This is a genomic window from Pedobacter sp. Leaf216, from assembly GCF_001421515.1.
In the GTDB taxonomy this organism is placed as follows: domain Bacteria; phylum Bacteroidota; class Bacteroidia; order Sphingobacteriales; family Sphingobacteriaceae; genus Pedobacter.
This window is the reverse complement of sequence record NZ_LMKM01000033.1, coordinates 314364-331688: the sequence shown is the minus strand read 5'-3', so window position 1 is coordinate 331688 and position 17325 is coordinate 314364. Positions and strand designations below refer to the sequence as shown.

General features: G+C 38.1%; 10 protein-coding genes. 2 read left to right on the top strand and 8 right to left on the bottom strand.

Annotated elements, in window-relative coordinates; genetic code table 11:
* Positions 1-207: 207 nt before the first annotated feature.
* From ASE74_RS19710 to ASE74_RS19700, 3 genes are all read right to left on the bottom strand, one after another.
* The gene (locus tag ASE74_RS19710; protein ID WP_055912796.1) at positions 208-831 is read right to left on the bottom strand and encodes a hypothetical protein; all 624 of its coding nucleotides are present in this window, start codon (positions 829-831) and stop codon (positions 208-210) included.
* Positions 832-878: 47 nt separating this feature from the next.
* The gene (locus ASE74_RS19705) at positions 879-2213 is read right to left on the bottom strand and encodes an MFS transporter (RefSeq protein WP_055912793.1); all 1335 of its coding nucleotides are present in this window, start codon (positions 2211-2213) and stop codon (positions 879-881) included.
* An 81-nt stretch (positions 2214-2294) separates the two neighbouring features.
* The gene (locus ASE74_RS19700) at positions 2295-3632 is read right to left on the bottom strand and encodes an APC family permease (RefSeq protein ID WP_055912790.1); all 1338 of its coding nucleotides are present in this window, start codon (positions 3630-3632) and stop codon (positions 2295-2297) included.
* 368 nt (positions 3633-4000) lie between these two features.
* Here ASE74_RS19700 and ASE74_RS19695 point away from each other — a divergent pair, with 368 nt between their 5' ends.
* On the top strand, positions 4001-5872 hold the full coding sequence (locus tag ASE74_RS19695) for a DNA topoisomerase IV subunit B (protein ID WP_055912787.1): 1872 nt from the start codon (positions 4001-4003) through the stop codon (positions 5870-5872).
* Between the two features lie 348 nt (positions 5873-6220).
* Here the strand turns inward: ASE74_RS19695 and ASE74_RS19690 are convergent, their stop codons facing one another.
* The 5 genes from ASE74_RS19690 to ASE74_RS19665 all read right to left on the bottom strand — a co-directional run bounded on the left by ASE74_RS19690 (position 6221) and on the right by ASE74_RS19665 (position 16514).
* Positions 6221-6700, bottom strand: coding sequence for a DUF3368 domain-containing protein (locus tag ASE74_RS19690; protein WP_235526173.1), 480 nt, complete (start codon positions 6698-6700; stop codon positions 6221-6223).
* Complete coding sequence (locus ASE74_RS19685) at positions 6669-6896, bottom strand: UPF0175 family protein (RefSeq protein WP_235526172.1); 228 nt, start codon at positions 6894-6896, stop codon at positions 6669-6671. The genes ASE74_RS19690 and ASE74_RS19685 overlap by 32 nt, the downstream gene beginning before the upstream one ends.
* A 1300-nt stretch (positions 6897-8196) precedes the next feature.
* On the bottom strand, positions 8197-9219 hold the full coding sequence (locus ASE74_RS19675; protein WP_055912777.1) for a YihY/virulence factor BrkB family protein: 1023 nt from the start codon (positions 9217-9219) through the stop codon (positions 8197-8199).
* Positions 9220-9226: 7 nt separating this feature from the next.
* Positions 9227-11542 (bottom strand): BamA/TamA family outer membrane protein, encoded by a 2316-nt coding sequence (locus ASE74_RS19670; protein ID WP_055912841.1) that lies wholly within the window; start codon positions 11540-11542, stop codon positions 9227-9229.
* Positions 11526-16514 (bottom strand): translocation/assembly module TamB, encoded by a 4989-nt coding sequence (locus ASE74_RS19665; RefSeq protein ID WP_055912838.1) that lies wholly within the window; start codon positions 16512-16514, stop codon positions 11526-11528. Before ASE74_RS19665 ends, ASE74_RS19670 begins: the two co-directional genes overlap by 17 nt.
* A gap of 148 nt (positions 16515-16662) precedes the next feature.
* Here ASE74_RS19665 and ASE74_RS19660 point away from each other — a divergent pair, with 148 nt between their 5' ends.
* The gene (locus ASE74_RS19660) at positions 16663-17151 is read left to right on the top strand and encodes a cytidine deaminase (protein ID WP_055912773.1); all 489 of its coding nucleotides are present in this window, start codon (positions 16663-16665) and stop codon (positions 17149-17151) included.
* Positions 17152-17325 lie beyond the last annotated feature (174 nt).

Sequence of the window (17325 nt, the reverse complement as noted above, 5' to 3'; positions counted from 1 at the left end):
CTCGAAACCTACTATGGAATTACGATAATAAGAGCCGTATGATGGGAGACCATCACGTACGGTTCTGTGAGAATCTCAGGTTGAAATACCTGGGTTTACTTGATAGCGATTTTGGAAATTAATAAAATACATGGGTGGAATAATGGCCTAACTACTGGCATACCTCCATTCATGTATTTTTATATAATAAATTGGCTGCTTATTAAATTAGTTCAGGCTAAAATCAAAAGTGATTCGGTGGGGTTGCTGCTGTTGCATGGCTTGATTTAGCTTATCCACCATGTGGTTAAATTCTATATTGTTAATCACTTCATTATTGGCCAACCACACCAGGTTCTGGTAATTTTCTTCGCGGGTACAGCTAAAATTGATCTGCCCATATTTATTCAACAAAAATGTATTTCTTGTTTCTATTAACACATTGATAAAAGTATTTACTGCTGCTTTTGATGGTTTATGCTGTAAAAATTCTATGGCCTCTACATTGCCATGTTTCACGAGGTAAAAATTTCTTTTGTAGGTGAGTAAATACAAAAGCAAAAGTATCAACGATATTCCGAAATAAAAAAGATACACCGAGCTGTCTACACCCTCTCCATCATTTCTTAACAAGTATAACAGTACCGATACTAAGCCCACCAATGCTGATGAAAATAGCAGTCCGTAAATACCCTTATTGTCTTTATAAATTCTTGTGCCCACATTTTCGTATGCCAACAGGTATTCTCCTGAGCGGAGCAGGCTTTTATGTTTTACCTGAAGGCCGTTTTCGGTAATTAAAAATGATTTGTACCTCAACCTCAAGTCTTTTTGTACAAGTAATTCGTTCATGTTTATTAGATTGTGTGGAGGCCTAACTCAAAACGCTTCATGCCAGGCTATTTGTCCTCTTTAAATCTGCTGAAAAACAGTAGCGCAATTAAACAAAGTCCGAAGCCCACAATTCCATTAAGGCGCAAGCCAAAATCGTTGCCCGGGTCTTTACCATAAATGGTGAGCATGGCAAAAATGGCGATGCCACAGGTTTGCCCCAGTTTTACAAAAAGATATTTCACGGCGAAAAACATGCCCTCGTGGTTTTCACCTGTTTCCAGGGTATCTCTTTGTGCAATATCAGCTAAAATAGCGGTAGGTAAAATGCCCAGTGCTGCTAATGGAAAAGAAGCTGATAAAACGAGTATGTAAATCTGCGTATATGGACCAAAAGGTAATTTACCCAAAAAGAAAATGGTTACAAAAATGAGGCATAGCACACCAAAAGCGAGCAATACGAAAGGTTTTTTACCAATTTTAGCAGATCCAAAGTTTACTATAGGGTAAAATAGGAGTGAAGCCAATACCATTGCGCCCATAAACTTGCCGCCTTCAGATTCTGACAAACCGAGTAAAACCGTGCAGAAAAACAGTAAGCCACTCGAGATGATACTCAGGGCAGTGTAAAAAGCAAAATCGGAAATGAGGTAATATTTAAAATTGCTGTTTTTAAAGGTGCTTTTAATTGCAGGCCACAAGGGAACATGGGTAGGTTTTGCCACCGAAAATTCCTTTTCGTTGATGAAAAATATGGGCAATAACATCACCAGGCCAGACAAAATGCAGAGGCCCCAAATTGCAATCTGGATGGCTTCGCTGCGGTTGGCCACATGCAAATTATCTTCAACCAGATCGGCAAAATTATTGGTGCAGGCCGATAAAATAATTCCAATTACAAAACCCACCTGTTGGTAGCTCGAAAGCTTAACTTTTTGCCTTGGTGTATTGGTTACTTCGGCCAACAGCGCATTGTACGGGATAATATAAGTGGTAACTGATACGAAAAACAGGCAGAGTGTAATGGTAAGCCACCAGGCATTGTGCAGGCTTTCTGTTTTTTGTATTGGGTAAAAAACAAGTCCGCAAAAAAGCATTGCAGGAAAAATTGCCCATTTCATAAAAGGCATTCTGCGGCCATTTTCATTGGTACTGGCATCACTTTTTGAAGCAATAAATGGGTCATAGATCGCGTCAACAAGTCGGCCAGAAGCGGCAATGATAGAAAGAATATTAAATGCACCCAATAAAACGAGCTGCGGCACCAAAGGCGGTAAACCAGCATTGCTGGGCGGTAAGTAAAAATAAGGAAGCATTACGATGATGATATTGGTCATCGTGCTCCAGCCGATCATACCGGCGGCGTAAGCAATTTCCTGTTTTAAAGAGAGTGTTTTGTTCATTAACTTTTTTTAATAGTGTTTTCTAAACCTTGCAGATTCCGAAAACCTGCGAGGTTTGAAGGAAAAGCGATTAACCCAGAACTATTTCTTACTAAACCATCTGCTTACAAAATAGATTGCAAGAAAGCCAACAAAAATATATAAACCGTTTAGGGCCGCGTCGGGGTCATCGGCATAAATGCTAAAAGCCACGAAAGTGTAGGCTGCAATAAATATAATAGGCAATATAGGATATAAAGGAACAGTATAGATGGTTTTTTTATCAAGATGTGCAGTTCTTTTTCTCAATATAAAAATTGTTGCTGCAGAACTGGCCATACTAATGCTTTCGAGGAATATGGTATAGTTTAAAATCTTATCAAAAGTTTTTGCGTAAAAAATAATAACTACCGCAATTAAGGTAAAAACTGTTAGGCTTATTGTTATTACCTCGGTTTTTTTATTCATCCTGCTGAATATTTTTGGTAGTGCACCTTCTTCACCCATGGCAAACATGGCTCTGGGGTTACTCAGCAGGTTTACATTGATGTAGCCCATTACAGAGAAAAAGATGATAACTGAAAGCGCATTAAAACCTGCGGGACCAAATATTTTTGAAGCCAATATTGCAGCAATACTCTCTGCCGATTTTAATTCTTCGAAGCCGATAACTTTTACATACACATAATTAATGGTGAGGTAAAGCATTACAATAATGGTTAAACCGATAATAATGGACCGTGGAATTACTTTCTTGGCTTCTTTTACCTCGCCACCAAAATTAATGGTTTGTGCATAACCGGCGTAAGAGAAAGAAACCGCAATTAAGCATAAACCCAATGCTTTACCATAATCTGCCCAGTTTGGTAATGCGCCGCCAACGGTTTTAAAAACAGGGGTTACGGTTTGTGCCTGCCCGCCGAAAAATACCGCACATATTAAGGTTAAAATCATTCCGATTTTAATAATTGTTAACACATTTTGTGTTTTCGAACTTGCTTTTAAGCCAAGTAGATTAATAAAATAAAAGGTTAAAATGGTGGTAATGGCAATAACAACGCGGTAGGTTTCATTCTGTTTATCAATAGGAAGAATAATTTTGCTCAGGTACTCGGCACCAATAATTGAAATGGCTGCAACAGATGCTGCGCTTGATATAATTACAATACAATTAATGGCAAAAGCAATGGAAGGGTGGTAGGCTGATGAAAATATTTTGTAGTAGCCGCCGGTTACCGGATAACGCGACCCGATTTCTGCATAGGTTAATGCACCACAAAAAGCAACAAAGCCACCAATAAACCAGGCAAGGTAAAAAAGCTCTGGCACCTGAGCCTTTGCAGCTACGTTTACAGGCGTACGGAAAACTCCCATACCAATAACCAAACTTACCACTATCATGGATAAATCGAAGAGCGAAAGCTGTTTCTTTTGTTGCATTAAATCAGATTTTGAATAATTGGATGAAGATAGGGAAAATTGAATGATTGAAGGCCGAATGATTGAAGGAGCACTCATGGTTTAATGGATTATAGTTGATGGCCAAATGGCTTATGATATTGGCTACAACTTTAAAGAATGATCATCAGGCATTAGGCCATGAACCATCGACCCTATACTTCTAACTGTTGACATGTGGAAATTTTCTTTTGCGAGCCTCATAGAATAAATCTATTATTGTATGATAATGCTGAAGAGCATAGCTGAAAATATTTTATTTCAGTTTTCAGTGTTATTTCTATAAAATCTTCATCGCTTTGCAAAGCAAAAAATGCAGAGTTTTCAAATGGAGTGCAGATAAACATAGTATGGCAGAAGTAGTTTATAACGACGACAGTATTCGTTCATTAGATTGGAAAGAGCACATCAGGCTTCGTCCGGGTATGTACATTGGTAAACTTGGCGATGGTTCTGCCCAGGATGATGGTATTTATGTTTTGCTTAAAGAAATTGTAGATAACTCCATCGATGAATTTGTAATGGGTACTGGCAAAACCATCGAAATTACCCTTTCGGAGCAAAAGGTTAACGTGCGCGATTATGGCAGGGGAATTCCATTGGGTAAGGTAATCGATTGTGTAAGCAAAATTAATACGGGCGGTAAATACGACAGTAACGCTTTCCAAAAATCAGTTGGTTTAAATGGGGTAGGTACAAAAGCAGTTAATGCTCTTTCTACCAGTTTTACCGTACAATCTTACCGTGATGGGAAAACAAAAAAAGTTGAGTTTTCTAAAGGAGAAATTGTAACTGAGCAACCTGTTATCGATACTACACAGCGTAACGGTACTGCAATTACGTTCTATCCCGATGAAACCATTTTCAGAAATTACCACTATATTCCTGATTTTGTAGAGAGCATGGTTTGGAACTATGTATTTTTAAACACAGGTTTAACCGTTAATTTCAATAACCAGAAATATTTTTCAGAAAGAGGTCTTTACGATCTGCTTTCTAAATTTAATAAGCCAGAAGAAATCCGTTATCCGATTATTCATATGATTGGGCCTGATATCGAAATTGCCATGACTCACGGGCAGCAATATGGCGAAGATTATCACTCTTTTGTTAACGGCCAGCATACTACCCAAGGTGGTACGCACCAGGCAGCATTTAGGGCAGCGGTAGTAAAAACCGTTCGCGAGTTTTTTAAAAAAGAATTTGATGCGGCTGATGTACGCTCGTCAATCATTGCAGCAATTTCCGTACGTGTACAGGAGCCTGTTTTCGAATCGCAGACCAAAACAAAACTTGGTTCACAGAATATGGGGCCCGAAGGTCCGTCTGTGGCCACCTTTATAAACGATTTTGTTAAAAAGGAACTTGATAATTACCTGCATAAAAACCCTGATGTTGCAGATGCATTGCTAAAAAGAATTATGCAATCGGAGCGTGAACGTAAAGATATTGCAGGGATTAAAAAGCTAGCAAACGATAGGGCCAAAAAAGCATCGCTTCACAATAAAAAGCTTCGCGATTGCAAAGTGCATTTTAATACCACGCACGAGAAACGTTACGAAACTACGCTGTTTATTACTGAGGGTGATTCTGCATCAGGTTCGATTACAAAATCGCGCGATGTTGATTGTCAGGCCGTATTTAGTTTAAAGGGTAAGCCATTAAACTGTTATGAGCTTACAAAGAAAGTGGTTTACGAAAATGAAGAGTTTAACCTTTTGCAACATGCTTTAAATATTGAAGATGGCCTGGAAGGATTACACTACAACAATATTGTAATTGCCACTGATGCCGATGTGGATGGCATGCACATCCGTTTGCTGATGATGACTTTCTTCCTTCAGTTTTTTCCTGATCTGGTTAAAGCTGGGCATGTTTATATTTTGCAAACACCACTTTTCAGGGTAAGAAATAAAAAGGAAACCATTTATTGTTATAGCGACGAGGAACGTAAAAACGCGATCGAAAAGTTAGGCAATAAGCCAGAGATTACTCGATTTAAAGGTTTGGGTGAAATATCGCCAGATGAATTTGGCTTGTTTATTGGAAAAGATATCAGGTTAGACCCTGTTATTTTAAAAGACCAAACAATTAAAAGCCTGCTTGAATATTACATGGGTAAAAATACACCAGACAGGCAGCAGCACATTATTCGCAATTTACGCGTAGAAAAGGATGAAGTGAAAGAGGAGCCAAAAGTGATTGCTGAGGAAGTTGCGTAGGAGCTTGGTGGTGTTGTTTTTAAAGGCTCAACATGCCCAGGATTGCTTTAAGATTCCCGCCTGCGCGGGAATGACGACTTCATATACTACATAGTCCTCGTTTGTAACGAGGACTTTAACCACAGACTTACACAGAGATCAGTTTTTGCCACGGAAACACAGAAAGCACGGAGAATTCATAGATGATATTCCTTAGTCTACATCGTCTTCGTTTGTAACGAGGATGTACGAGTAAAGCGATTTCATCGCGCTAAAAGGAACTATTTTCGCATTGCAAATGCGTACCTCAAAAATCCTCTTTGCAAACGAGGACTATTTAAGCGAGAATGACGACTTCATATTAAAGGATTATTCTCCAGCTTCCTTAAGAATTTGTGAAGTTAATAAGTCAGATATTCTGAAATTAGTTTGTTGTATTTTTATAATATAAGGCTTAACGGCTGGAATAATGCCATTAAGTTTTGCGCTAAGTATTATACCGATTGTACCAATAATATTAAGCTCAAGCTTTTTAGCAAATCTTCTTGCTTTCGCATCATCTATAATAAGTAAGTCTGCACTGATTTCTGTTGCAAGAGCCATTGCACTTGCCTCACCAATATCTATAGTTTCAGCGTAGTCATATAGTAAGTCGCGATTCAAGACTGATTTCACATCAACCCAAGCAGGTAGTCTTTTGCCAAATTTAGCAGCTATCTCTGGAGTTGTTATCACCTGCTTATATAGGGAATGCAGTAAATTTAAACCTTCTATTTTGTCTAGCGTAATGAAACAGCTAGCATCAGTTATTACAATTTTATCCTTTAAGCGCATTCCTGAATGTTTCAAGATCGTCAGTAGCACCTTCGTCTAAATAATGAACATTGTACTTAATCAGGATTTCAGCAAAATCCCATTTTTTCATCTGGCACATTTCAGCGGCTTGTTTTAAAGTAAGCTTACCGGCTTCATATAATTTGGCTGCAATGAGGCGCGTGGTCTCATCATGCTCTTTCTCGAGGGCTTCAGGAACTTGTATGGTCATTGTAGTCATTATATAAAGATACATATTATTAAAATTTAAAACAAAGTGCATGCTGATAGGTTCACCGCGCTAACTTTAAATGTAGATTTAATTGATCTCAAACGTTAGATTGCTTCGCTCCGTTGCACATTACATCGTCCTCGTTTGTTACGAGGATGTACGAGTAAAGCGATTTCATCGCGCTTAAAGGAATTATTTTCGCATTGCAAATGCGTACCTCAAAAATCCTCGTTACAAACGAGGACTATATAACTCAAAATGAAATAATTAAGGAAGAATTGCTTTAAGATTCATTTGTCAACAATCTTGCGTTNTACCTCAAAAATCCTCGTTACAAACGAGGACTATATAACTCAAAATGAAATAATTAAGGAAGAATTGCTTTAAGATTCATTTGTCAACAATCTTGCGTTTTGCTGAACTTGTTTCAGCATCTATGGGATATAAGTTCATTAGATTTCCTACATCGTCCTCGTTTGTAACGAGGATGTACGAGTAAAGCGATTTCATCGCTCTTAAGGGAGCTTTTTTCGCATTACAAATGCGTACCTCAAAAATCCTCGTTACAAACGAGGACTATATAACTCAAAATGAAATAATTAAGGAAGAATTGCTTTAAGATTCATTTGTCAACAATCTTGCGTCTTGTAAAGATAGTGGCAAGGCATTGATTTCGGGTAAGCCTAAAGGAATTAAAGGTGGCCAGGAGATAGATCCTGATGTATTTAACGACATAAGCAGGAATTTCGGAAATGGGTTGCGCATTTAAATTAATCGGGGANTACCTCAAAAATCCTCGTTACAAACGAGGACTATATAACTCAAAATGAAATAATTAAGGAAGAATTGCTTTAAGATTCATTTGTCAACAATCTTGCGTCTTGCTGAACTTGTTTCAGCATCTATGGGATATATGTTCATTAGATTTCTCTGCTCGAAAGGCTCGGTGCCGACTCTTTGAGGGGTGGTTAAGGGTGCAAAAGGCTCGAAACCGGAGCAAAAAGGCTCGGTGCCGGCCTTCCGAGGGGTGGTTAAGGGTGCAAAAGGCTCGAAACCGGGGCAAAAAGGCTCGGTGCCGACCCTCCGAGGGGTGGTTAAGGGTGCAAAAGGTTCGAAGCCGATGCAAAAAGACTCGGTGCCGACCCTTTGAGGGGTGGTTATGATCTAATCCACTTTAAATGAGGAATTCCTTAGAGAGCGGAAAGTTATTTATAGATCCTGAAACAAATGCTGGATCACGATTGATATTGAATATTGGTGGCGATGATTCGTAATTTTGAACTAAACTCCGCGAACAGAATTATTCTTTATTTACTTCAACAGTATCTTCAGGGTGCTGTGGTGGCAATACATCTACCTTTTTCTCTACAATAGTAATTTTAGTAAAAACAGCATATTTACTTGGAGAAATTCCATTGTCATACTTTTCTGCATAGGCCTGGGTAAATTCAGCTCCAAAGTAAAGTATAATTGAGGTATAATATATCCACAATAAAATTACGATGATGGAACTTGCTGCGCCAAAGGCAGATCCTGGATTACCTTTTTCTATATAAATCCCGATCAGGTATTTACCCAAACTAAAAAGTAAAGCTGTAAACAAGGCCCCAATTATTGCCGATTTCCATCGGATGATCACATCTGGCAATACTTTAAAAATAACAGCAAATACAGCAGTAACGGCAGCAAGGGTTATTACATTGTTTAAAATATAAACCAGAATGGTCATTGTATCGTTTGCAACGGGGATAACTTCATCTATTTTACTTTTCGAAAGCAGGTCGCCTAATTTAGATCCCAAACCCACTACCACAGTGTTAACCACCAGCGAAACAAGTAGTAGAAATCCCATCGAAACAATTAATGAGAACGACAACAACCTGTTAGAAAGCATTTTTATCCAGCCTTTTTTGGGCACAGCCTTTACTTTCCAAATCATGTTGATGCTATCTTGAATCTCAATAAAAATTGCAGTAGAACCAATAATCAATGTGCCTATTCCAATAATTAAACCAATGGTAGATTGCCCCGATTTATTGGCATGTTCTACAAAACCTTGGATTTGTGTAGCTGCATCTTTGCCAACCATCTCGGTGATCTGCCCATAAAACTGGCCCCTTGTTTCCTCATTTCTTTTGTCGCCAAAAAATAGGGTAGCGGCCGATAGCATGATTATAATAAGCGGTGTAAGCGAAAAAATAGTATAATATGCTAATGACGCACTTAGTTTTGTTACCCTATCCTCTACAAAGCCTTTTCCGGCAGCAGTAAAAAGGTGGTAAAGCGCAATAAAGAAACTCTTGATTGTTTGGAATACTTTCATCGAAAAATTAAAACGGATAACCTATCCCAATGTTAAAAATTAAATTCTGTCTGCGCCAGTCTTTGTTTCCAAATGCGATGTCATCAAATACCCATCTCTGCCCTTCAGGAAGGTAAGGTTTACGTACAGGGAATGCAACATCTAAACGTACCACGAAAATTGTAGCATCAACCCGTAAACCTGCTCCTGTACCAACAGCCAATTCATTAAATGTATTCTTTAATTTAAAGCCCGATCCAAGTCTTGCCGTTTCCGGTTTGCCTGGTTCTCCCAAATCCTCTTTCCTTAGCCAGATATTTCCGGCATCTACAAATAATGCCCCATACAATACGCTTACAATTTTGAAACGGAGTTCTGAATTCAGCATTAATTTAATATCGCCACCCTGATCGGCAAAAATGGCATTATCAGGAACTTTGTAAGTACCCGGACCTAATGTACGTGCCGGAAATGCCCTGATATCGTTACTTCCACCTGCAAAAAACTGCCTTACAAATGGTAACGAAGTACTGTTACCGTATGCGTAACCATAACCCAGGTTTAAACGGTTTGCCCAAATCAGATTGCGGTTAATTTTGTAAAAATCCCTGAAATCGGCCTCTACTCTTATAAACTGAGTAAGGGGTGTATTGAATAAAGTTTTTTGTCCTAAATCGTTTGTCGGTGTAAATAAGCCCCACACATTACCACCTGTTTCTAAACCACCAAAGAAATAAACATTATTTCTGCGGTTGGTTTCCATTTGGTTGGTGTAAGTAAAGTTATAATTGCTCCCAATGATAAATTGGTTTTCTAAAGTACTCCTTAATAGTGGGTTCACTTCATATAAACTGTCTCTTCTGTTTGAATCAGGAAAGCCTGTAGAAATATAACTGATTGAAATCGGATTAAAGTTATGCTCCTTATATTGGTTTTCTTTAAAATTATATCCAAATTCTCCTTTTATGGCATGTAAAGTATATTCAGAACCACGGTTTAGCATCTGGTAAGAAAGCGAAGCAATGGTTTTAGGGATGAAAGCTGTTGTGCTGTTCGGTTTATAAAAGGGCACAATAAAACGAGGGAAAGTTAATTTTGCTTCCGTTGTAAGCGAAAGCGAATTCCGGCCTAAAGAAGTACCTCTTACCTGTGTTTCAAAACCACCGCTTACACTTACATCCAACTGTTCTGCACCCCTGAATAAATTTCGGGTAGTTTGCGTCACTTTTACTTCCGAGCCTACAAAGTTATTTGATTTACTGGTACCTGTAACCGAAAAGCTCAATGAGTTTTTCTTTAACGGGGTGAGGTAAATGTTCAAATCTAACTGGTTGTTCTTAAAAGTATCGATTGGTAAAAACTCTGCCCGCACATCTCTAAAAGCACCAATGTTTACCATTCTGTTTAACGATTGATTATGGTCTTTACGGTTATAAGGTTCACCTTTTTGGAAAAACACCAATCGATCGAACAATCTTGGCTTAAAGGTATTCCTATCATCATAAATGCTAAAATCGTGGTACTCCAGTGGTTTTAACTTTCTTAAAATGGTATCTCTCCGCAAGCTATAACTCGGGTAAATGTTGATATTCCTGATCGAATAAGGTTTTAAACCAGCATCAGGCGCAATATCTTTTACCTTAACCGTAACGTTTACCAGGTTTTTGCCAATGGTACTGTCTACCTGCAAAATCAGGTAATCAGGACTAAAATAAAAATAGCCTTGTTCTTTAAGGTCGTTATCTATTCTAATGCGTTCGTTTTTGTAATTATCAAGGTCGTAATAATCACCTACTTTCAGCAGGGTTTTATTTTTATTCTGATTGATGATTTTGGTTAAAGCCCCGGTATCTGGTGGGAAAGTTATTTTGTTAATTTTATATCGGTTTCCGGTTTCTGCAGTATAAACAGCTTTGCCTTTTTTATCCTTCACTACAGTATCGCCAATAACGGTAGCCTGCAGGTAACCCTCACTAATTAGGTAACTTGTTAATACATCATTGTTATATTTTAGTTTTACCTCGCTAACCAATACAGGTGGTTCACCTTGCTTGCGTAACCAGTTTCTAAAGCCTTTTGGTTTTTTCGGTTCTCCTGCAAGGTTGTAAATGCCAAGTTTGTATTTTACACCCAAAATAGATTTATTCGGACGGGGCCTGGTTTTACTTTCAAGGTCCGTTTTTACTTGTTTTTCATCATCAATTTTGCCCGAAGAATCTGGATTGATCTTTACTTCAGCGCCGGTATATAGATGTTGCCCTGGTTTTAAAGATTTCGTAGCGCTACATCCCGCCAAAACTAAGCAGGCCAGTGCAAATAAAATTGGTCTAGTTAGTTGTCTCATTTTTAGGTTTTTGTTCAATGTTTCTTCTGTTTCGTTTTTTCTGGAAGATTTCTCTAAATCTATTGTAATCAACAACTAGCGTGAAACCTAATCCTGTTTCGATAATCTGTCCTTGTACTATTACGTCGTTCTGGTTGCGTCTGTAAGCCCTTAATCTATATCTTCCATCGGCTGATAATGCATATTCTACATTAACATTTCCACCAATATCTGTCGATTTTTCTCCCGGAGCCTGTGGTCCTTCCAATGCAAAAGAGCTGCCCACAGTTACGGTTAACCTATCATTTAATAGTTTTTTTGATAAACCTACTTCCAGGTCTGTTTTCTGTTGCAGTGAGCCTGTAGAATAATCTTCGGATGAATTTACCCCAAAGTTTAATTCTACACCCTGAATTAAATCAGATGCCAGGTTGTTTAATTGTTCTGTCAATAATTTACTTACGCTAGATCGAGCCAAGGTAGATACACCTCCGCCGCCACCGGCTAAACTTTCGAAAGGGTTGTTGGCGATAAACCTGTTTAGTGCCAGTAATGCAAAAACCTGTTTGTTGAGTTCACTTTCATCGCGGTTTACATTAATCAATCTGGTGTAAACCGTTCCGTTTAGTGCCCCGCGTTCATTTTCAGGTAAGTCTAGCTTAAAGGAAATGATTGGTTTTAGCAATTCACCTTTCATCATTAAATAAACCTGGAATGGCAATTTAGTTTTCGCCTGAATATTATCCGGCTCATTGATGAGATCAATAGGGGCAGCGTTTACTTCGTACAATGCAGTTAAATTCACATTTGCCGAAGTAGGTTCACCCGTCCAGATAATGGTGCTTCCTTTAACCAGTTTAAATGCTTTTTTGCCGAGCGGCCCAACTGATAAGTTATAAGAACCATCTACAATTTCGTAACGGCCTGTTAAACTTATTTTACCACTCGGATCCATCGTTGCATTAAGATCTGCCTCACCTTTAATATTAAGTGCATCGCCATTTGATGGGTCTACCACTACATTCAGCTCAGCTTCAGGATCGATGGTAATTGCCGCAACAAGGTTAATGCCTTTCATGGCCGATTTATTTATACTGTCTACCTTTAAAGCTTTTTGGCCATTAAAAGGCGGTGCATCGGCATCAATAAATTGTACAATTCCTTCCTGATCGATGATTGAAGGATCGCTAGATGGCAGTGCAAAGAAAAACTTGGTACCTTTATTTACCTTGATGTTCATGTTTACATCAGGCTGGTTTAAATCTCCACGTACTTTAATGTCGCTAGTTAAAAATACCGTTCCATAAATCATGTCATTATCAGCAGCAGTAGAATTTATCGCCCTGAAATTGTTCATTTTAATATCTAAACCGAAGCGGTAATTTTTAAAATCGGTGGTGAGCACTTTTCCGTTAATGGTTGCTTTTTGATTTAAAGAATCAATCAGTGTGAAGTTATTAAAACTGATCCCTTCATCGGTGAAGGAAATCTTTTCGTTTGGCATCCGGAAAAATGAATTTACATACGCCACGTTAAATCCTGCATTATTAAAAGTTAAATCACCTAATACCTTCGGCGCAGTTAAAGCTCCTTTTACAGTTAATGCCCCTGTTAAAGTTCCTGTGCCACGTTTTAGCTGACCGGCAGATAAACTCTCGATGTTTTTCATTTCAATTTTATCGATGTTTACCGTAAGGTCTAATGCACTTTGCGGTGCGGTATAATAAAATCCGTTAACCCTCAGCTCATGTACACCGGTTAGGGCTACATTTACTTCGAATGCATTTTGGGTATTGTTGTTTACCGCTACGCGTAATGTACCCAGCTGATCTTTTTGGTAACGCAGCTGATCGATGGTTAAGTTTGCTTCGAATTTTGGACTTGATGCCAAATCTTTAACGTTTGCAGTTCCGTTTAAGCGACCGCCAACAAGTGTGGTGTCAGTTTCTGCAAATTTCGTCAGGGTTTCCAATTGGAAATCTTTAAAAGCTACAGCCAAAGGTGCATTCGGCTCAGTGGGGTTGCTGTTGATGGAAAGCGACTGGCCACTGTTACTGATCTGGAACTGATTTACCAAAATTCCTGAAGCTCCAAACTGTATATAATTATCTTGCGAAACTACCCATTTCTGGTAATCAAGCAATAATTTCTGCGGATCAAGAGAGAATTTAAAGTCTTTATTTATCGATTGGAAAGTACCACCAATTACATATTTGTTTTTAAGCTGCCTATCGCGTAAAAAGATATTCACACCAAGGTTGTTGTTTGCCGCATCGCCGCTTACTTCAGTATTAAACAATGCAATTGATGGGCTTTGAAGGCTTTTTACCGTTAAACTGTAGTCTAGTTTATTATTATCGTTGTTGATGTTGAGAACAGTTGTATCTACTTTAAAATCGCCATAAACTACCTGCGGAAAATTACCTTTGATTTTTAAACTATCTTTCTGTGTATCGATTAAACCGTAAAACTGCGATTGTTTAAAAACCGTTAACTCAGGTACAAAACTTTTTAAAAGCTTGGAATCGTAAACCTGCACAAAAAACCGCATACGTTGATCGGGTACTTTGGTTACTGTTCCAAAAGCATAGTACTTATTAATTTGATTAATAATTGCGCTACCTATTTTGGTCAATTGGTATTTACCATCAATTTTGGCAGATAATATTTCAGATTTAAGGGTTAATTCATTTTCTGTTGCAGTAGATTTTGCACGGATGGAAATTGTATCTACATTAATTTTTTGCTTGTCTTTAACCAGTTGAAGGCTGGTAACATCTACCGAACCGTTTAAATAATCGGCATCGGCTGTGGCAAGGTCTACCTTAACAATACCTGCAGCACTTAACACGGTTGGACTAAAGTTTAGTGCCTGAAGATCGACTTGTTTTAAGTTGAGATTGGCTTTTACAGATGGATATTTGCCTGCCATATTTACTTTGGCATCTAAATTAAAGTTGGCATTGCTATCGGGCATGCTGCTTTTAATGCTAATATTCTGGTTACTGTAATTACCGGCGAGTAATAAATTGCGGTAAGTATATTTATTGTAGTAGGCACTTAAAACCCTTGCATTAAATTTGGCATTAATTTTTTTAGGATCGAGCCCGGTACCTGCAACATTTGCCTTAACAGTTACGCGGCCCAGTTTAGGTTGCATTTTAAGCAATCTGCCAACGTTAAAGTTGTTTAAGCTCACATCTGCCTTGTAGCTTTCCTTTCCTTTTGGCCCGTTCATGCCCGCAACAACAACTGCACTACCCATATCGGTGGCAATATTTAAGTTGGTGTTAAAATCGGTCATGGAGCCTTTAAAGCTACCTTTAGCATCAATCACATTCGGTAATTCTATAGATGGTGGTAAAGATTTTTTAGGCACAGCAACTAGTATATCACCTTTGGTAACATGCAGTTTTTTGATGTTTAAATCCAAGAAAGTTTTCTTAACATCTGGTAATCCTTTCGCTTTTCCGCTGATGTCGATCTGGGTATTTTTTAATCCGCTTACCTGCAGTTTAGGGATATTCAGGTTGTTGAGGTAACCGTTTACTTCTGCATTTACTCTTATTTTTTCATTGCGGTAATTGGCTGGTACGGCATTACTGAAAAAACCAGCATCTTTTAAACCGATGGAGGTATTTTTAAGGGCAATATTTAATTTTACACGTTCAGGATGTTTCGTTAAATCTTCCATGGAGGTGAAATTTAACTCTGTGGCATTCTCAATGGAGGTATTTGGTGTTTTAAGGATAAAATTGCTCAGTTTAATCTGTTTGTCATTATATACTGCATCACCACGAAGTTCATCGAGTATAAAACCACTTTTCTCTTTTAACGATCCGTTTTTAACATTTACTTTTATACCTGCCGCGCTATAATTTACATCACTTGCCCCTAAGTTAAGCTGGTTAATTTTAAGGTGGTTAAAATCCATGCCTTTGGGTGCAGGTTTGGCCCCGAGATTATCAAATTGTACGTTGTTATCGGCAAGGCTAATGTTTTTAATGATCAATCCCAAAGGAGATTTTTCGGGCACTACAGTATCTTTAACTTTCTTTAAATTGTTGCTCGGTGCGGGCTTGAAGGCAAAAAGGATGTTCGATTTGTTTAAATGGGCATCATCAACCGAGTATTTGCTGTTGGTTAAATCTACTTTAAGGTTGGCCAGGCCTAAATCATTTACATCTGCAATGGCTTTTGTGGTCGATATCTGGTCGTCGTAATTAACCTTTACATTGCTGAAAATGAAGTTTTGTACTTCAATTAATGGCAGTTTACCTTGTTCTTTCTCACTGCTATCTACACTGTTTGTAATGTGCTGCACCAATTGGGTAAGTGGCTTTTGTTGTAAATAGCGCAATGAAGTGTTAATCAAGCTTAGTTCTTTGATTACATAATGTTGATTGGCGAGATCAAAATCCTTTATTTTGGTTTTAAAAGCACCTAAATATAATTTCACATCATTACCTGCAACATCATCACGGTAGTTAATGCCAATATCTTCGAATGATACTTTATCTACAGAGAATTTTAGGGTAGAAGTGGTATCTTTTTTTACTTTTTCTTCAGGCTTTTTCTGATCGCTTGCAAAGGCATCAACAAGGAATGAAAAATTAAATGTTGTATCGGGATTGATGCGTTTTACATTGGCACGTACATTTTTTAGTTCAATGTTATTAATCTCAACAGTGTTTTTTAAAAGCTTGAATAAGCTGATGTCTACCGCTAATTTTTCTGCATATAATAAGGTATCGCCTTTGCGGTCTTCGATGTAAAATTTGTTTAGCACCACATCTTTTGGCAACGCAATTTTAATGCTTTCTAAACTAACTTCTGTCTTGGTTTTAGTTTTAAGGTAGTTTATGGCCTTACCTTTAACAAAATTTTGAACTGCAGGGATATTTAAAGATAATGCTATTCCAACAATCAGGATGATGATGGAAGCAATTACCCACAATAAAATTTTGAGACTTTTACGTACGTATTTATTCAAAGCTATGCGTGTTTGGTGATCGACAAATGCCAAAAGCATGCCATTAAAATTAAATTTAAGGCAGGTTTTATTAAATAATACAAAAAATAACTTAAATTGTTCGCCCGCTATAAAAATTTAACACTGGCGGTTTGATAATTTGTTAAAAATGAATGTAATAAACCTAAATATATCTTTTGAGCAATACGAAAGTATTAATGAATTAACATTGGCAGATAGATTACTTTGCGAAAATGCAGAGCAGGCTTTGGCCACCTCTTATTCACCTTATTCCAAATTCAGGGTGGGTACGGCAATTCGCCTGGCCTCTGGTGAAACCATATTGGGGAGCAACCAGGAAAACCTGGCTTACCCATCAGGACTTTGTGCCGAAAGGGTAGCACTTTTTAGTATTGGTGCCACACATCCTAATGCGGTGATAGAAAGTATGGCGATTACCGCGCAAACGGATAATTTTGAGATTTTGAAACCAGTAACATCGTGTGGAGGCTGCTTACAGGTAATGGCCGAGTTCGAACGCAAACAAAATAGGGAGATTGAGGTGATTTTTTATTGCTTAAATGGTGAGGTGCTTAAAGTGCCAAGCGTAAAGAGCCTGTTACCGTTTTCTTTTGTAGAGGATCGTTTAGAACGCTAAGTGCGAGTTACCTCTAATCAGGTCGTCATTACGAGATGGCTTTTTTAGCCGACGAAGCAATCTTAATGTGGTAGCTAAAAGCCATCATTTTAAGATTGTTTCGTCGATTGTGTTTGCAATAACGATTTTCCTATCAGAACGTAATTCCGTCTTCCAATTCCTTACCTCTTACCT